Raw genomic sequence first — 21,552 nt, 5'->3', positions numbered from 1 at the left:
GTCAGGGATTAAAAAATGATTTCGTTGAAAGTAATAAGCAAGAGCGGCGGCGGAGCCAATCAGGTCTCGATGAACGAGATTCTTCTGAAAGAGGCATCGGTTGTCCGCATCGGCCTGTCCAAAGAACAGATCAAGGGAATGCGCCGTGTCGGCAACGATCTGGTCATTACCGCCGTTTCCGGCGAGGTCATCACCATTCGCGAGTTCTTCGCGTCGTTCGACGGCAACAAGAACGACCTAGTGCTGAGCGACGACAAGGATGGCCTGTGGCTGGCCGGATTCGGTGAAGGGCAGGGTGACCTGGTGGTCGGCTACACGGGCATCGATTCCATCGAACCCTTGCTGCTGCACCAGGACTTCAACTTCGGCGTGCTGCCCTGGCTGGTCGGAGGCGGGCTGGCCGTCGCGGGCGCTGCCGGTGGTGGCGGCGGAGGCGGTGGTCAGCAACTGCCGGTTCTCCCACTCGCGGCATCGGGCGACACCACGCCCCCGGCCAGGCCCACCGTCAACCCGGCCAATGCCAGTTCGATCACCGGCACCGCAGAGCCGGGTGTGATCGTCAAGGTCACCGACAGTGCGGGCAAGGAGATCGGCAGCGCGACCGTCGCGCCCGACGGCAGCTATGTCGTCCACCCCACCACGCCGCCGCCGCACGGCATGGAGCTTCGTGTCGTCGCCGTGGATCGGGCCGGCAATGCCAGCCCCGACGCCCGGACGACCGTCGACAGCACGCCGCCCCAGATGCCCACAGTCGACCCTACCGACGGCAGTCCGATCACCGGCGCTGCGGAGCCCGGCTCGGTGGTCACGGTCATCGACGCAAACGGCACCGTCATCGGCCAGGCGACCGCGGCACAGAACGGCGCCTACAGCATCACGCCGGCCACGCCGCCGATCCACGGCACGGTGATCAACGTCGTGGCCGCGGACGCGGTCGGCAATGTCAGCCAGCCGGCCACGACCACCGTCGACAGCGCGGCTCCGGCAAGGCCCACTGTCAACCCGACCGACGGCAGCCCGGTCACGGGCATGGCCGAAGCCGGCTCCATGGTCACGATCAAGGACAGCGCGGGCAAGGTCATCGGCAGTGCAACCGCTGCGCCCAACGGCACGTATGCCGTCACCCCCACCACGCCGCCGCCCCACGGTACGGTGATCAGCGTCGTCGCAACAGACCCGGCCGGAAACGCGAGCCTGCCCGCCACGGCCACGGTCGACAGCAAGGCGCCCGATGCGCCGACCGTCAACCCGACCGCCGGCAGCCCGATCACCGGCACGGCCGAAGCCGGCTCCCTGGTCACGATCAGGGATGACTCGGGCAAGCTCGTTGGTAGCGCCACCGTCACTGCCAACGGCACGTACAGCGTCACGCCCGCAACGCCTCCGGCAAACGGCACGCAACTGCATGTTGTCGCCACCGATGCCGCCGGCAACGTCAGTACGGAAGCCAGGACCACGGTCGACAGCGCGCGACCCGCCGCGCCGACCGTCGACCCGACCGATGGCAGCCCCATCACAGGTACGGCCGAGGCCGGCTCGGTCGTCACGATCAAGGACGGCCTGGGCAACCTCATCGGCAGCACGACCGCCGCAGTCAATGGCGCCTACAGTTTCACCCCGGCGAAGCCTCCGGCCGATGGCACGGTGATCAACGTCGTGGCGACGGACGCGGCCGGCAATGCCAGCCTGCCCGCCACGACCAAGGTCGACAGCATGCCGCCCGCTGCGCCGACCGTCAGCCCGACGAACGGCAACCCGATCACGGGCACGGCCGAAGCTGGCTCAGTCGTCACGATCAAGGACGGCCTGGGCAACGTCATCGGCAGCACGACTGCCGGGCCCAGCGGCACCTACACCATCATCCCGGCGAAGCCTCCGGTCGACGGCACGGCGATCAACGTCGTGGCAACGGACGCAGCGGGCAACGCCAGCCAGCCCGCCACGGCCACGGTCGACAGCGCGCCGCCCGCTGCACCGAAGGTCGACCCGACGAACGGGAGCCGGATCGCGGGCACTGCCGAAGCCGGCGCTGTCGTCACGATCAAGGACGACTCGGGCAAGGTCATCGGCAGCGCCACCGTCGCTGCCAACGGCACGTACGGCATCACGCCCGCGACCCCCCCGGTGGATGGCGCGGTGCTCCACGTTGCCGCCACCGATGCGGCTGGCAACACCAGTCCCGAAACCAGGGCAACAGTAGACAGAACGCCCCCGAGTGCGCCCAAGGTCAACCCGACCGACGGCGACCCGATCACGGGCACGGCCGAAGCCGGCTCGGTCGTCACGATCAAGGACGGCCTGGGCAACATCGTCGGCAGCGCCACCGCCGCGGCCAACGGCACGTACCGCGTCACGCCGGCAACCGTCCCGGCGGACGGCACGGTGCTTCACGTTGTCGCTACCGATGCGGCGGGCAACACCAGCCCCGAAGCCACGACCAAGGTCGACAGCGCGGCGGTCGATATGCCGACGATCAACCCGACCAGTGGCCGCCTGATCACTGGCGCGGCTGAAGCCGGCTCCCTGGTCACGATCAAGGACGGCGCAGGCAACCTCATCGGCAGCGCCACCGCCGGGCCCAACGGCACGTACAGCGTCACGCCGGCGACCACTCTGCCGGACGGCACCGTGCTGCACGTCGTTGCCACCGACGCGGCTGGCAACCCCAGCCCCGAGGCCACGGCGACGGTGGACAGCAAGCCTCCGGCCGCGCCCACCATCAACCCGACCAACGGGAGTGCGATCACGGGCACCGCCGAGGCCAACTCCGTGGTCACGATCAAGGACGGCGCAGGCAACGTCATCGGCACGACTGTTGCGCTCAACGGCAAGTACAGCATCGCGCCGGCGGCCACCTTGCCGGAGGGCACCGTGCTGCGCGCTGCCGCCGCCGACGCGGCTGGCAACACCGGCCCCGAAGCCACGGCCACGGTCGACAGGACTGCGCCGGTCATCAGCGTCGCGATCGTCAACGACGCCAACAACGACGGCTTCATCAACGCCAGCGAGAAGGGCGCCGACGTGACCGCGAAGGTCACGCTCGTGTCCGGCGCCGCCGTGGGCGACGTCATCAGCCTCACCGACGGCACGGCCACGCCCGGCGTCACGCTGACCGCGGCGGATGTCGCCAACGGTTTCGTCAATGTCTCGTTCGCCAACCCGGCCGAAGGCAGGGCGATCCGCGTCAGCGCGACCAGCCGTGACCTTGCCGGCAATGTATCCACGTCGGCGGTGGCCGACAGTGCTGTGCTCGACACGACCCCTCCGGCCGCGGTCATCGCTGCGGTCACGGACAACGCCGGCCCGGTGCGGGGGCCGCTCGCCAACGGCAGCACCACCGACGACACCATGCCCGCGTTTGACGGGAGCGGCGCAACGCCGGGCGACGTCATCAAGGTCTTCGACAACGGCAGCGTCATCGGCAGCACGACGGTCGATGCCGGCGGCAGCTGGAGCGTCAAGCCCGGCACGCCGCTGGGCGAGGGCGCGCACCGCATCACGCAGACGGCCACCGATGCCGCGGGCAATACCAGCGCTGCCGGTGCGCCGCTGGATTTCAAGGTCGACACCACGAGCGTGCCCGTCAACCTCAAGCTGGCGTCCGGGCGCCAGTCAAAGACGTTCCCCGACGGATTCACCGACGAAACCACTCCAACGCTCGAGGGCAAGACCACGGCAGGCGCCGTCGTGACTGTCACGGAGGGCGCGAACGTTCTCGGCTCCACCACGGCGGATGCCAGCGGTAACTGGCGCCTCGCGCTGCCGGTGCAGCGCGAGGGAGCGCACCAGTACACGGCCACCGCGGTGAACGCCGCCGGCACCAACAGCAAGGCTACCCTTGCGTTGACCATCGACGCGACCCCGCCGGCCGTGCCGTCCATCGCCGAGGTCATGGACGACGCCGGCTCGGTGCTGGGCCCGCTCGCCAACAGCGGCTTCACCGATGACACCACGCCCACGTTCGCCGGAAGCGGTGCGACGCCAGGCGACAAGATCAGGATCTACGACAACGGCATCGCCATCGGCACCACGACGGTCAAGGACGACGGAAGTTGGAGCTTCGCCTTCACCATGGCGAATACGCCGCTGAAGGAGGGCGTGCATCGGTTCACCGCCACGGCCCTCGACCCGGTGGGTAATGAGAGCGTGCATTCGGGCAGTTTCTCGATCACTGTTGACCGAACGCCTCCGGTTGCTCCGCCCAATGCGGCGAGCTATGCCGACGATGCCGGTGCGGTCAAGAACCCGGCAAGCGTTGCCGCGACCACCGACGACACCACGCCCGGCATCAACATCGGCGCCGTTGCGGCCGGCCTGACCCCATCGCTTTACGTCGACGGCACCAAGGTCGCGGCAACCTACGACCCGGCCACCGGCACGCTGACGCCGAGCTCCCCGCTCGCCGAGGGCGAACACCAGCTCCGCTACACCCTGACAGATCAGGCCGGCAACGAGAGCCCGCGTTCCGGTGCCTTCAGGGTCGGCGTCGACACCACGCCGCCTCCGGCGCTGGACCCCTCCAGGATCGAAGTGCTGGACAACGTGGGCGCCGTGAAGGGCCCGCTGGCCGCCGGCGCACAGACCGACGACAGCAAGCCGGAGTACACCGGCAAGGCCGACCCGGCGCAGGCGTCGAGCATCAATGTCTACGACAACGGCAAGCTGATCGGCAGCACGGCGGTGAACGCCGACGGCAGCTGGCGCTTCACACCCGATCTGCCACTGGCCGAAGGAGCACACAGCCTCACCGCGCAGGCTGTGGATGCAGCGGGCAACGTCAGCGCCATCACGCCCGCATCGACCTTCACCTTGCTGGGCGATCGGCCCACGCCTCCGGCAATCACCGGCGTGAGCGACGACAGGGGCAGCGTGAGCGGCAACATCGCCAAGGACGCAAGTACCGACGACACCACGCCCACGCTGAGCGGCACCGGCACGGTCGGCACAGTCGTGACCGTATACGCCGACGGCGTGGCCGTGGGCTCGGCGAGCGTGGCCGCCAACGGCACCTGGAGCGTGACCACCAGTCCTTTGAGCGGCGACGGCGTCAAGAACCTGAGCGCCGTCGCGGTCGACGGCGCGGGCCAGGCCAGCCTGGCCACGGGGCTCTATCCGATCGTGCTCGACACCACGGCACCGGCCACCCCGGCCATCGTTGTGGCTGCGGACGACCAAGGCGCAGTCACCGGCCCGATCACAGCCGGCGGCACCACCGACGACGCCTCGCCAACCTTCGGCGGCAACGGAGTGAAGGCCGGCGACACCGTCAAGGTGTACGACGGCGCCACCCTCATCGGCAGCACCACGGCGGCGACCGATGGCGCATGGAGCGTCACGCCCAGCAAGCCGTTGGGCGAGGGCGCGCACAGCATCACGCACACGGTCACCGATGCTGCTGGCAACACCAGCGTCGCCAGCGCACCTCTGGCCTTCACGGTTGACACCACGGACGTCGTCGTCAGCATCGCCCATGCCGCGGACGACCAGGGCAGCGTGCGGGGCAATCTCGCTCCCGGTGCACGCACTGACGACACCACGCCGACGCTCGAGGGCAAGGCCACGGCCGGCGCCATCGTGACCGTCAAGGAAGGCACGACCGTTCTTGGCTCCACCACGACCGATGCCGGCGGCAACTGGCGCCTCGCGCTGCCGGTGCAGGGCGAGGGGGTTCACAACTACACGGCCACCGCTGTGAACGCCGCGGGCAAGAACGGCGAAGCCAGCTTCGCGCTGACCATCGACACCAGTGCGCCGAATGTGCCGGCTGTCGCTGGGGTAGCGGACGACGTCGGCTCGGTGCAGGGGGCGCTCGCCAACGGCGCAGCCAGCGACGACACAACGCCCACCCTTACCGGCAGTGGTGCGACGCCGGGCGACGTCATCAGGATCTACGACAACGGCAGCGCCATCGGCAGCACTGCGGTCGGGGCCAGCGGCAACTGGAGCTTCACGCCGACCACGCCGCTGACCGAGGGGGCGCATCGGCTTACCGCCACATCCATCGACCCGGTGGGCAACGAAAGCAGGCCATCGGGCGACTTCGTGATCAACGTCGACACGACCGCGCCGGCCGCTCCAGCAGCTGCGACCAGCTATGCCGACGACTCCGGTGCAGTCAAGAACCCGGCGAGCGTCGAAAAGACCACGGACGACACCACGCCCGGCATCAACATCGGCACGCTTGCGGCCGGCTTGACGCCATCGCTGTATATCGACGGCACCAAGGTCGCCGCAACCTATGACCCGCTCACCGGCACGCTGACACCGGCCAATCCGCTCGGCGAGGGCACGCACCAGCTCAGCTACACGCTGACCGATCCGGCTGGCAACGAGAGCAGGCAGTCGCCGGCACTCGCCGTTGCTGTCGACACGACCGCGCCAGCCACTCCAGCCGCCGCGACGGGCTACGCCGACGATGCCGGTCCGGTTCGGAATAGCGCAAGCGTCGCCGCGACCACCGACGACACCACGCCAGGCATCAACATCGGCACCGTTGCGGTCGGCTTGACGCCATCGCTCTACGTCGATGGCAGCAAGGTCGCCGCGACTTACGACCCCCTCACGGGCACCCTGACGCCGACATCCCCGCTCGCCGAGGGCGCGCACCAGATCGGCTACACGTTGACCGATGCGGCCGGCAATGAGAGCAAGCCGTCACCGGCACTTGCCGTCACCGTCGACACGACCGCCCCGGCCGCGCCGGCTGCCGCGACGGGCTATGCAGACAATTTCGGCGCGGTCCAGAGCCCGGCAAGCACAGCCGCGACCACCGACGACACCATGCCCGGCATCAACGTCGGCACGGTTGCACCCGGATCGACACCGTCGCTCTATGTCGATGGCGCCAAGGTCGCCGCGACCTATGACCCAGCCACGGGCACGCTGACGCCGACCGACCCGCTTGGCGAGGGCGCGCATCAGATCAGCTACACGCTGACCGATGCCGCAGGCAACGAGAGCAAGCAGTCACCGGCACTCGCCGTCACCGTGGACACGGCGCCGCCCGCAGCGCTGGATCCGTCCCTGATCCAGGTGCTGGACGACGTAGGCGCCGTAACGGGGCCCATCGCCGCCGGTGCGCAGACCGACGACAGCAAGCCGACTTACGCCGGCAAGGCCGACCCCACGCAAGTGGCCAGCGTCAATGTCTACGACAACGGCAAGCTGATTGGCAGCACGGCCGTCAATGCCGACGGCAGCTGGCGATTCACGCCCGCGCTGCCCCTGACCACTGGCGCGCACAGCCTCACTGCGCAGGCCGTGGATGCGGCAGGCAACGTCAGCGCTGTCACCCCGGCATCGACCTTCACCCTGCTGGGTGATGCGCCCACGGCACCTGCCATCACCGGTGTGAGCGATGACAAGGGCAGCGTGAGCGGCAGCATTGCCCCGAACGCCAGCACCGACGACAACACGCCCACCATCAGCGGGACCGGCACTGTCGGAACAATCGTGACTGTGTATGCCGACGGCGTGGCCGTGGGCTCGACCAGCGTGGCCGCCAACGGCACCTGGAGCGTGACCACCAGCCCTCTGAGCGGCGACGGCGTCAAGAACCTCAAAGCCATCGCGGTGGATGGTGCGGGCCAGGCAAGCCCGGCCACGGGCGACTACCCGATCGTGCTCGACACCACGGCGCCACTCACACCGGCTGTGGTCGTGGTCACGGACGACCAGGGCGCTGTCATCGGCGCGATCACGACCGGCGGCACCACCGACGATGCCTCGCCCGCCTTCAGTGGCAGCGGCGCCAATGTCGGCGACATCGTCAAGGTGTACGACGGCGCCACCCTCATCGGCAGCACCACGGTCAAGGCCGGCGGCAGTTGGAGCCTCACGCCCGAGAAGCCACTGGGCCAGGGCGCGCACAGCATCACGCACACGCTCACCGACGCCGCGGGCAACACCAGCGCCGCCAGCGCACCTCTGGCCTTCACGGTCGACACCTCGGGTGTCGTCGTCAGCGTCGGCCACGCGGTGGACGACCACGGCAGCATTCGGGGCAACCTCGCCCCTGGTGCGCTCACTGACGACACCACGCCCACGCTCGTGGGCACGGCCACTGCAGGAGCCATCGTGACCGTCAAGGAAGGCACGACCGTTCTGGGCTCCACCACCGCGGATGCCAGTGGCAACTGGCGCCTCACGCTGCCGGAGCAGGGCGAGGGCGCGCACAACTACACGGCCACCGCGGTGAACGCCGCCGGCACGAAGGGCGAGGCCACCCTCTCGCTGACCATCGACATGACGGCGCCGAGCGTGCCGGCCATCGGCAAGGCCGGAGACGACGTCGGCTCGGTGCAAGGCCCGCTTGCGAGCGGAAGTGCTACCGACGACACCACGCCCACGCTTGCCGGCATCGGCGCGACGCCGGGCGACGTCATCAAGGTCTACGACAACGGCAGCCCCATCGGCAGCACGGCAGTCAAGGCCGACGGCAGCTGGAGCTTCACGCCGACCACGCCGCTGGCCGAGGGCGCGCACAGGCTCACCACCACGGCCGTCGACCCGGTGGGCAACGAGAGCAAGCCCTCGGGTGACTACGTGGTCAACGTGGACACCACCGCCCCGGCCACCCCGGCCGCAGCAACAGGCTATGCCGACAATATCGGCGCGGTCCAGAACCCGGCAAGCACCGCTTCGACCACCGATGACGCCACGCCCGGCATCAACATCGGCAGGGTGGCGGCCGGCTTGACGCCGTCTCTGTATGTCGACGGCACCAAGGTCGCCGCAACCTATGACCCGGTCGCCGGCACACTGACGCCGAACACGCCGCTGACCGAGGGCGCGCACCAGCTCGGCTACACGCTGACCGATGCCGCGGGCAACGAGAGCAAGCAGGCCCCGGCGCTCGCCGTCGCCGTCAATACCAGCGCTCCGGCCACGCCAGCCACTGCGGCAGGCTATGCCGACAACGTCGGTGCGATCCAGAACCCGGCAAGCACCGCTTCGACCACTGATGACACCACGCCGGGCATCAACATCGGCACGGTTGCGGCCGGCTTGACGCCGTCGCTGTATGTCGACGGCACCAAGGTTGCAGCGACCTATGACCCAGCTGCCGGCACGCTGACGCCAACCAACCCCCTGGGCGAGGGCGCACATCAGATCGGCTACACGCTGACCGATGCGGCCGGCAATGAGAGCAAGCCGTCACCGGCACACGCCATCACCGTCGACACGACCGCTCCGGCTGCTCCGGCCGCCGCGACGAGCTATGTCGACGATGCCGGCGCGATCAGGAATCCGGCGAGCGTCGCCGCGACCTCCGACGACACCACGCCCGGCATCAACATCGGCACGGTTGCGGCTGGCTCGACACCATCGCTGTATGTCGATGGCACCAAGGTTGCCGCGACTTACGACCCGGCCACCGGCACGCTGACGCCGACCAACCCGCTCGGCGAGGGCACGCATCAGCTCAGCTACACGCTGACCGATCCGGCCGGCAACGAGAGCCCGCGTTCGGGTGCCTTCACGCTCAACGTGGACACCACGGCGCCCGCGGCGCTGGACCCGTCCCTGATCCGGGTGCTGGACGACGTGGGTGCCGTGACAGGCCCCATCGCCACTGGCGCGCAGACCGACGACAGCAAGCCGGTGTACACCGGAAAGGCAGACGCCGCGCAGGTGTCGAGCATCAACGTCTACGACAACGGCAAGCTGATCGGCAGCACGGCAGTGAATGCCGACGGCAGCTGGCGCTTCGAGCCCGCGCTGCCCCTGGCCACAGGCCCGCACAGCCTCACCGCGCAGGCGGTGGATGCGGCGGGCAACGTCAGCTCCGTGACGCCCGCCTCGACCTTCACCCTGCTGGGCGATGCGCCCGCAGCACCGGCCATCACCGGTGTGAACGATGACAAGGGTGGCGTGAGCGGCAGCGTTGCCCCTAACGCCAGCACCGACGACAACACCCTCACGCTGAACGGCACCGGCACAGCCGGCACGGTCGTGATCGTGCGCGCCGACGGCGTGCCCGTCGGATCGGCCAGCGTGGCCGCCAACGGCACGTGGAGCGTGACCACCAGCCCATTGAGCGGCGACGGTGTCAAGAACCTGAGCGCCGTTGCAGTCGATGGCGCGGGCCAGACCAGCCCGGCCACGGGCGCCTACCCGATCGTGCTCGACACCACGGCACCGGCGACTCCGGGCGTGGTCGGGGCCACGGACGACCAGGGCGCAGTCACCGGTCCGATCGTGGCCGGCGGCACCACCGACGACGCCTCGCCGACCTTCGGCGGCAGCGGCGCCCAGGCCGGCGACACCGCCAGGGTGTACGACGGTGCCACTCTCCTCGGCAGTGCCACTGTCAAGGCCGATGGCAGCTGGAGCTTCACGCCAAGCACGCCACTGGGCCAGGGCGCACACAGCATCACGCACACGCTCACCGACACCGCGGGCAACACCAGCGTCGCCAGCGCGCCGCTGGACTTCAAGGTCGACACCACGGACGTCGTCGTCAGCATCGCCCAGGCGCTGGACGACAAGGGCAGCAAGCAAGGCAATCTCGCCGCCGGCGCGTCCACCGACGACACCACGCCCACGCTCGCGGGCTCGGCCACGGCGGGTGCCGTCGTGACCGTCAAGGAAGGTGCGGCCGTTCTCGGCTCCACCGCGGCGGATGCCAACGGCAACTGGAGCCTCACGCTGCCAGTGCAGGGCGAGGGGGCTCACAACTACACGGCCACCGCGGTGAACGCCGCAGGCAAGAACGGCGCAGCCAGCCTCGCGCTGACCATCGACACGAGCGCGCCGAACGTGCCGGCCATCGGCGGAGCTTCGGACGACGTCGGCTCGGTGCAGGGCCCGCTCGCAAGCGGCGGCGCCAGCGACGACACCACGCCCACGTTCACCGGCAGCGGTGCGACACCGGGCGACGTCATTCAGGTCTACGACAACGGCGGCGCCATCGGCAGCACGACGGTGAAGGCCGACGGCAGCTGGAGCTTCACGCCGACCACACCGCTGGCGGAGGGGGCGCACAGGCTCACCGCTACGACCATCGACCCGGTGGGCAACGAGAGCAAGCCCTCGGGCGACTTCGTGATCAACGTGGACACCACGGCGCCCGCGATCAAGGCCACGCTCGGCGCGATCAGCACCGACACCGGCACGAGCAGCAGCGACTTCGTCACCAGCGACCGCACTCTCGTGGCAACGGTCGCGATCGACGCGGCAATGGAGGCGGGTGCCACGGTGCAGGTCTCGCTGGACAACGGCAAGACCTGGAACAACGCCACGCTGGTCAGCGGCAGCACCTACCAGTACGACAACACGGCCGTCTCGCTGCCCGATGGCAGCCATACCTTCCTGGCACGCGTGGTGGACGCGGCAGGCAACGCGACGCAGGCGACCTCTCAAGTCGTGGTCATCGACAACAGCGCGCCGACCACGGACAACGCCGTGGCCATCACCGCCTACACCGACGACGTTGCGCCCAACATCGGCGAATACGGCAGCGGCACCAGCACGAACGACACCACGCCGGTGCTCAAGGGCACGGTCGATGGCCTGAAGACCGGCGACGTCGTGCAAATCTACGAAGGCACCGCGTTGCTGGGCACGGCCACCGTGACAAACACCACGTGGACCTTCGCCACGCCGGCGCTGGCCAATGGCAGCGCCCACATCTACACGGCGGTGATCGCCGATGCGGCAGGCAACAAGGGCACGGCCTCGGCCGACTTCACACTGACCGTGCACACCGGCTTGCCGCTCCAATCGGTAGCGATCACGGGCTACACGGACAACGAAGACCCGCAGCAGGGCACCTTCGCATCTGGCAGCACGACCAACGACACGTCGCCGCAGTTCGGCGGCACGCTCGCCGGCACGCTCGTTGCGGGCGAAGTGGTGGCGGTCTATCGCGACGGCGTCCGTCTGGGCGCCGCCACCATGACAAGCGCCGCGACCTGGACCTTCCAGGACGCGGGCCTCGTCGACGGCACCAGCTACAGCTACACCGCCCGCGTCGAGGACGGGGCGGGCAACCGGGGTGGTGCTTCGGCCGCCTTCAGGCTCACAGTCGACCAGAGCGCGCCCACGGCGGCGCCTTCCATCGACGGCGCCATGGACGACGTGGCACCGGTCACCGGTCCGATCACATCGGGCAGTACGACCAACGACACCCGCCCCGAGTTGAAGGGAGCCGGTGCAGAACCGAACGGCACGGTCAGGGTCTACGACAACGGCACGCTGATCGGCACCGCAATGGCGGACGGCTCGGGCAAGTGGAGCTTCACGCCCGAGGCCGGCAAGGAACTGGCCAACGGCGCGCACAGCCTGACGACGAGCAACTTCGACGCGGCTGGCAACGAGGGGCCGAAGTCGACACCGCTGACCTTCACGGTCGACACCATTGCGCCAACGCAATCGACGGTTGTGACTGCGGTCAACGACGACCTCGATCCACAGCGGGGCATGGTGGCCAACAACGGCCACACCAACGACCTGACGCCGCAGGTGGCGGGCACGATCTCGGTCGCGCTGAATGCCGGCGAGACGGTGGTGGTGCTGCGCGATGGCGCAGTGGTCGGCACCGCGACGATGACCGATGCGACCAACTGGACCTTCAATGATGCAGGCCTGAGCAATGGCCAGACCTACAGCTACACCGCCCGCGTCGAGGACGCGGGCGGCAACCGCGGCGCCATCTCGGGCAGCTATGCCATCAACATCGACACCTCGGTGCCGAAGCAGGTGGTAACGATCTCGACCGTGTTCGACAACGTCGATCCGGGCCAGGGCAACATCGCCAACGGCGGCACCACCAACGACTCGCAGCCCGAGTTGCGAGGCACGCTGTCGATTGGCCTCGGCGGCACCGAAGTGGTCGTGGTCTATCGCGACGGCGCCAGGATCGGCAACGCATCGGTCTCCGGCACCAGCTGGTCCTTCATCGACGCAACCGGCCTCGTCAACGCGTCGAGCTACAGCTACACCGCCCGGGTCGAGAACGCAGCCGGCAATGCCGGTGCGGCCTCTTCGCCCTATGCCATCACGCTGCAGACCACCGGCTCGGCCACCACCGCCACGATCACGGCAGTGATCGACGATGTCGATCCGCAGCAAGGCACCGTGGCCAACAACGGCGACACCAACGACACGGCGCCGCAGATCACGGGCTCGATCACCGCAGCGCTGCAGGCCGGCGAGAAGGTCGTCGTGCTGCGTGACGGCAAGGAGGTCGGCACCGCGACCATGACGGATGCAACGCACTGGACCTATGCCGACAGCGGCCTCGCCAGCGGCGGCACCTACGTCTACACCGCCCGCATCCAGGATGCGGCCGCCAATCCGGGTGCCGACTCCAACGCCTACACCATCCGCATCGACACCACGGCGCCGACGCAAAGGGTGGTTCTCACCCGCGCCATCGACAACGTCGACCCGGTTTCGGGCGACATCGCGGCCAACGGCAGCACCAACGACGACACGCCGACGCTGGAGGGCACGCTCTCGGCGGCGCTGAATGGCACCGAGCAGCTGCATGTGTTCCGCAACGGCGCGCACGTCGGCACCGCGAAGGTGACCGGCACGGCCTGGACCTTCGAGGACGCAAGCCTCTCGAGCGGCACGACCTACACCTACGAGGCCAGAGTAATGGACGCTGCCGGCAACGCCGGTGCCGCCTCGAACAGCCTGAGCTTCACCGTCAACACCTCGGGTGTCACCCAGACGGTGCAGATCCTGCAGGTGCAGGACGACACAGATCCGGTGCAGGGCAATGTGGCCAACGGTGGCGCGACCAACGACACCACGCCAACGTTCAGCGGCTCGATCTCGACCGCCCTGAACGCAGGCGACGTGGTCCAGGTGCTGCGCGATGGCACGGTGGTCGGCACAGCCACTGTGACGAACACCAGCTGGAGCTTCAGCGATGCGGGCGTTGCCGACGGCACGACCTATAGCTACACCGCCCGCGTCGTGAACTCGGGCGGCAACCAGGGCGCTCCGAGTGCGGCTTACGCGATCACGCTCGACCGGACGGCACCGACCCAGACGGTGGCGATCACGAGCTACACCGACGACCAGGACCCGCAGCAAGGCACCTTCACGTCAGGCAGCACGACCAACGATGCAACGCCGCAGCTCAACGGTACGTTTGCCGGCACGCTCGGCGCGGGCGAGGTGGTGGTCTATCGCGACGGCGTTCGCCTTGGCGCTGCCACCGTGACCGGCGCCGCGACCTGGACCTTCCAGGACGCCGGTCTCGCCAACGGCACCAGCTATAGCTACACCGCCCGCGTCGAGGACGCGGCGGGCAACCGAGGCGCCACCTCGGCTGCTTTCACCCTCACCGTCGACCAGAGCATGCCTACGGCAGCGCCTTCCATCGACAGCGTCATGGACAACATGGCACCGGTCATCGGCTCGATCACTTCGGGCAGCACGACCAATGAAACCCGTCCGGCACTGCAGGGGTCGGGGGCAGAGCCCAACGGCACCGTCAGGGTCTACGACAACGGCGCGCTGATCGGCTCTGCAACTGCCGACGGCGCGGGCAAGTGGAGCTTCACGCCCGAGGCCGGCAAGGAACTGGCCAACGGCGCGCACAGCCTGACGACGAGCAACGTCGACGCGGCAGGCAACGAAGGTCCGAAGTCGACACCGCTGACTTTCGCAGTCGACACGATTGCACCGTCTGCGGCACCTTCCATCGACAGCGTCATGGACAACACCGCACCGGTCACCGGCCCGATCACCTCGGGCAGCACGACCAACGAAACCCGCCCTGTGTTGCAGGGCGCGGGAGCAGAGCCGAACGGCACCGTCAGGATCTACGACAACGGTACGTTGATCGGCACTGCAACGGCGGACGGCGCAGGCAAGTGGAGCTTCACGCCCGCAGTGGGTTCTGAACTGGCCAACGGCATGCACAGCCTGACGACGAGCAACGTCGATGCGGCTGGCAACGAAGGGCCCAGGTCGGCACCGCTGGCCTTCACGGTCGACACGGTCGCGCCCTCCACGGCGCCTTCCGTAGACAGCGTCATGGACAACATCGATCCGGTCAGCGGTCCGATCACCTCGGGTAGCACGACCAACGAAACCCACCCTGTACTCAAGGGAGCGGGAGCAGAGCCCAACGGCATCGTCAGGGTCTACGACAACGGCACGCTGATCGGCTCCGCAACGGCGGACGGCAGGGGCAATTGGAGCTTTACGCCCGAGCCTGGCAAGGAGCTGGCCAACGGCGCACACAGCCTGACGACGAGCAACGTCGATGCGGCCGGCAACGAGGGTCCGAAGTCGACACCGCTGACCTTCACCGTCGACACCGTGGCGCCGCCCGTTGCAACACTGAGCCTGGGCAACTACTCGGACAGCTTCCCCGCGACGGGCACATTGGCAGCCAATCAATCGTCTGACCACAACAGCAACGACAACACTTTCGATCTCGTGTTGACCGGTGCCGACGCCTCGACCGCAAGCTATGAGGTATCCACCGACGGCGGTCTGGTCTGGAAGGCAACGACCGCCGCGCAGAACAACCTGTCCGACGGCAAATATCTCTTCCGCGCGACCCTCACGGATGCGGCGGGCAACAGCACGGCGGCGGCCAACAACATCGCGGTAACGGTGGACCGGACCAGCCCTGGGCTCGACGTGCAACGCGTCGGCAGCACCCTGGTTGCAGGCACAACTGAAGCCTATGCACTTGTCGCGATCGACGTGGGCAACAACGGGTCTGTCGAGGCGAGCGTCACGGCGGATACCAACGGCAACTGGACCTGGACTTCGTCGACGCCCATCGCGGCCAACACGGTCGTCTCAGCCGTTGCCTACGACCTTGCCGGCAATGCTTCGAGCAAGGGAACGCAGGCTGCCGACACAACGCCGCCTGCGGTCACCATCCAGAAATCCGATGGCAACAGCTTCTCGGGAACGACCTCGGACGCCGACATGCCGGTGGTTTCCCCCACCGCAACGAGGCCGATCACCGTGAGACTCAGCGTCGACAGCAACGCCGATGGCGTGGTCGACTACGTGCTTCCATTCACGGCCACGGTCACCGCTGACGGCACATGGAGCATCGACGCGAAAAGCGCGCCGGTGAATGTCGGCGCGATCGTTACGGCTGTGGCGCAAGACTACAACGGCAACCTTTCGGCACCGGCAACGGTGACCGTGGGTGGCGGCACAAGCAAGATTTCCGGTAGCGCCAGCCATGACAACTTCGGCTACGACGTGCAGGCAATCGGCGATTTCAACGGAGATGGCTACAACGACTTCGCGGTCGTGGCACCTCATGGATCGTCCGCCCAACGCAGCGCGAACAAATGGAGCGTCAACATTCTCTATGGCAGCAAGCAAGGGCTGCCAGACCTGAGCGATATTGCACACCTGCCTGGAACCGACGGGCTGAAGATATATACGTCGGGGGATATTTCCGACTCCAACATCCTGACCGCCGTGCAAGGCTATGGCGACGTCAATGGCGACGGTTATTCGGACGTGATCGTCTACGACGACAACCTGAACAGCGACTGGGTCATCTTCGGGAGGTCTTCCGCGAGCGCCACTTCCACACCGGTGAACGTGGATGTCCGCACCATCATCTCGTCTGGCGGCGACAGCGACGGTGTTGCCATCGTGCAGCGCGAGGGGGGATCGACCTGGTTCGGTGCGGGCGGCGCGCTCGTGGACGTGAACGGCGACGGGTATGCCGACATCGTCATGCAGGACTGGCAGCGGGGAACTGGCTCCTCGGGCACGGCCATCATCTATGGGCATGCCGGGGCAGCGGGCACTGCAGCGTGGGCCAACTACTACGTCGGCTTTACCGGCTCAAGCCCGTCGAGCTATGTCTCGGACAGTCGCGGCTCGTCCACGGAAAGCTCGCGACCCCACACTGTCATCTACAACGACAACACGAACGGTTATCCCGTTAACGTGGTGAACATCGGGGACATCAATGGGGATGGGTACTCGGACTTTGCTTACAGCCTGTACAACGCCAGGAACCCCGTGGCCAACCTGGGCGATGCCGGGGCCATTCAGGTGATCTATGGCACGGCGAAAGGCTTCCCGCAGGACTACAGCCTGCAGACCGACTACACGAACATCGCCAATGGCTTCCGCGTCTATGGCGAGCAGGCAAGCCAGTTCCTCGGCACCTACATCGATCCGGAGCCGTACGGGTATCTGTCGAACACCGGCATGCCCACTTCCTCTGGCGACGTCAATGGAGACGGCATTGCAGACCTGATCATCGGTTCGCCGCAATGCGGACCGGATGCGGGAGAGCAAAGTGGGCCAGGTCGCGTCTACGTGGTCTACGGCAAGGCCGGTGGCGTGAAGTCCAACATCAACCTCGCCAACCTCTCGTCTGCCGATGGCTTCGTCATCACGGCATCGGACAGCACGCCGGATGCGATGTTCGGCAACGGGACTTCGGTGGGCGACTTCAACGGCGACGGTATCGACGACATCGCCATTGGCGCACCATTGGCCGACATTGGAGGCATCAACAACGGCGCGGTCTATATCGTGTATGGCCAGCAAGGCGGCTACTCGGGGACGATGAGCGTCGCAGCAACCTATTCGGGTGCCAAGCTGGCGAACAGCGCGAGCTTCACCTATAGACAGAATGGCGATGCAAACTCCGGATCGATGCTCGGTGTGAACGTGGCGTTGTCCGATCTGAACGGTGATGGCCAGGCCGACCTGGCCCTCGGTTCCGCATACCAGGGCATGCCTTGGACGCCTGCGGCGGGCTACCTGGAAGTGGTCTATGCCGACGCATTCAACTTCACCAATTTGATGACTGTTGGCGACGACGTCATCAAGGCGACGGCTGGCAGAGACAGGCTCTCCGGCGGCGCCGGCAACGACGTCATCACCGGTGTGCAGGCAGGAGACAGCGCGTATGGCGGCGCGGGGAACGACAGCATCCACATCAACGAAATCAATGGCGTGGTCCGGGTGGACGGCGGCCTGTGGATCGACACCCTGGCCATCGACAGCTCGAACGTCACGCTCGACCTGTCGCAACTGGGCCTGAAGGTGAAGGGCTTCGAGAACTTCGATCTGGGACGGGGCGCGGGCAACACGGGCAACGTTTTGAAGTTGCGGATCGCCGATGTCCTGAGCCAGCAGAGCAGCACCGGTACCGGCAATGGCGCGGGCCAAGGCCACTTGCGTGTGACCGGGGATGCCAGCGACACGGTGGAGTTGCTCCGCGGGACCGACAGCTGGAGCAACACGGGAACTACGAACGTTGGTGGGGTGAGCTACAGCATCTATCACAACAGCACGCTGCCAGCCGAAAACACGCTTGGAGACATCTGGATCCAGCAGGGAGTGACGGTCGTCGTGAACTCGGGCGGCAATCAACAGGCGCCAACCCAGACGGTAGCGATAACGAGCTACACCGACGACCAGGGCTCGTCCAAGGGGAGTTTCGGCAGCGGCACCACGACTGACGACGCCAATCCGGTGCTCAACGGCACGCTTGCAGGCTCGCTCGGCGCGAGCGAGGTTGTGGCTGTCTATCGCGACGGCACCCGTCTGGGTAACGCCACCATGACCGGCGGCGCGACATGGACCTTCGAGGACGCGGGTCTGGCCGATGGCAAGACCTACAGCTACACCGCCCGCGTCGAGGACGCGGTGAGCAACCGGGGGGGCGCTTGGGCTACGTTCACGATCACCGTCGACTATGCCGTGACGGTCAACAGCCAGGTGACCGTGGACACGACGCCACTCGTCACCGGTACGATGCCCTTCAAGCTGACCAACGGCGAGTTCATCGAGGTCACCATTGACGGCAAGACCTACAGCTCGGCCAATGGCGCAGTGGTCGTCGATTCGCAGCACAACACCTGGTATGTGCAGGTGCCGTCGGCGATCGCGCTTGGAACCTACGACGTCAAGGCCGTTGTCAAGAGCGCTTCCGGTGTGCTGATCGCTTCCGACGATACCAAGGGCGAGTTGATCGTCTCTGCCGCGCCTACGGTGACGGTCGGCTCCGCGGCCAGTGACCCGAACCAGAAGGCAACCGCCTACACGCTCGGCGAGAACGGCATGTGGCGCATCCACACCAACCAGACGATGCTGGATGCCAGCGGGACCGACAGCGCTTCGCTTGGCAACTTCAATCAAACCCATCTGTGGAGCAACACCAACGAAGCGGGGAGCTTGGGGTACGACTCGGGATATGTCGGACGCAACTACGTTCAGAACGCCACGTTCATGGACTTCAACCGCGACGGGCACATGGACCTGTTTGCTGAAGACAGCACCTATGACGATGGTCAGCAGGCTTTCATCTTCAATGGCAGCGGCTACACCGCGGTGCAGGTCGGTGGGCCGTCCGCCGTAGGCGGCGACAAGCTCACCCTGGGCAGCGCAAACACGTTCAGCTGGTACGGCGGCGTGATGGCCTTCGACAAGACGGGCGATGGTTTTATCGACCTGGCCTATGGCGACCAGACGCCCAACGACTCCACGAGCGGAGGAGGGTACGACTCCCAGGTCGTGCTGAATGTCGACGGCAGCATCCTCGGCATGACCAAGGACAGCGGTTACACCGATGACCAGGCAGCCACTCCCGGCCCTGCGAATTCGAGCAACTACCAGAACGCCACTTTCGACATGGAGTTGTCGGGCGTCGATCTGAACAACGACGGCAAGGTCGATATCGTCTATCACGCGACGGCGGGCCTCACGAAAATCGGCGGGCCTTCCGCTGATCCGGCCCTGGCATCCACGGCGAAGAGCTCCGATCCGTATCGCCTGGTCGTCGCGACCAACAAGGGCGACGGCACCTGGGAAAACACGCAGATCATCGAGCAGACGTTCCAGCGCGCCGACGACGACCCGAGCTACGGCAACGGCATCTCCATGACCTGGGCCGACTTCAACGGCGACGGCTACATGGACTTGTTCATGGGTCGTGGCTACAGCCCGGCGGTCGGTTCTCAGTATCAGAGCCGCCTCCTGTTCAACGACGGCACCGGCAAGCTGGCGATGGACGACTGGGATGGCGACAAGATCGGCAAAACGCCGACGAACATGTTTACCTTCGCCGACTGGGGCGGGAGCGGCACCCCTCCCTGGCAGCAGGGCGGCCCCTCGCTCGCAGTCGACTGGAACGGCGACGGCAAGATGGACGCCATCGAACTGCCGGGCTTCGGCGCCACCGGCGGCTTGACGGCCATCGGCAACACCGGCCAGATCAATCTCTATACGAACAACAGTTCGGCTGGAAAGATCGAGTTCGGCAGGGTCAATCTGCTTGGCGGGTCGAGCACGATCGGCAACTGGACCGGCGACCCGTTGACAAACAACGCCGTGACCGGCGCCATCGCAGCCGATATCGACTGGGATGGCGACAGGGATCTGCTGGCGTTCACCCAGAAGGGCAACACGAAGTTCATCGCCAACACCAGCACGGTGGCCGACGGCACGTCGCTGCACTTCCGCATCTTCGATGCGCAGGGCATCAACGCGCTGTATGGCAACACCGTCCAGCTGTTCGACTCGTCGGGCAAGCGGGTGGCCACGCAGATGATCAATCCGCAGTCCGGCAACCAGACCAACGACAGCTCGGCGATCGTCGATTTCTACGGGCTCGACCCGAAGGAAACCTACACGCTGGCACTCCTGCGCATCGCCAATGGCAAGGCGGCAGACGTCGGCGGGCTGGGCAACCTGGGCGGCAACACGATCGAAAACGTGAATGCCGCCTGGACCGGACTGAAGGCCGGCGAGGCGAACCACGCCTTTGTGCTGACGACTGAATCCGGGAGCAACGTTGCCGATGCCAACATCGGCAACGGCATCGTCGGCACCGGGTACAACGACACCTTCTTCGCCACCCGCGGCAACGACAAGTTCGAAGGCGGTGGCGGCGCGGTAACGGTGTCCGGCGTAAGGGCCTGGAGCAACACCGGCGGTATCGACATCGTCGACTACAAGCTCGCCGACAGTGCGCCGCTCACGATCGACCTGGGCAACACCGGCGCGCAGAACACCGGCTTCGGCACGGCGACCTTCAAGAACATCGAAGGCCTGGCGGGCGGCAGCGGCGCGGACACCTTCACCGACAACGCGGGAGACAACGTGTTCGAGGGGCGTGCCGGCAACGACACCTTCAAGCTCACGGGCGGGGGCAAGGACACGCTGCTGTACAAGCTGCTCGCAACCACCGATGCCACGGGCGGCAACGGTGCGGACGCGGTCAGTTCGTTCGAGGTCGGGACTTTCGAAGCCACGGCCAATGCAGACCGCATCGAGCTGAAGGATCTGCTGGTGGGCTACACCGCCGACGCGGATGGCGCGGCGCGCTACATCAATGGCGTGGCCACCATCGATTCGGGGGATGCCATCGGCAACTACCTGAGCGTGACGGTCAGCGGTGGCAATACGACGTTGAACATCGACCGTGACGGATCGGGGAGTGCCTATTCGGCAACGGCGCTGATCACCCTCAACGGCGTGACCACCGACCTCGCCACGCTGCTGGCCAACCACCAGCTCGTCCTGGCCTGACGCTCATCACTGGATGAAAGAAAAGGGGCGCACCCGGTGTGCCCCTTTTTC

Annotated in this window: 1 protein-coding gene; it reads left to right on the top strand. The window is 67.0% G+C overall.

What is annotated here, in order from left to right:
• The first annotated feature begins 15 nt into the window (after window positions 1-15).
• Window positions 16-21,501: an Ig-like domain-containing protein gene (locus AC07O3_RS20310; protein ID WP_495340187.1), complete on the top strand. Its 21,486-nt coding sequence runs from the start codon at window positions 16-18 to the stop codon at window positions 21,499-21,501.
• The last annotated feature ends 51 nt before the right edge of the window (window positions 21,502-21,552 follow it).

The organism is Variovorax sp. GW821-FHT09D05 (genome assembly GCF_059416325.1).
Note: the sequence above shows the minus strand (reverse complement) of the source record. Positions and strands in the feature narration are given on the sequence as shown.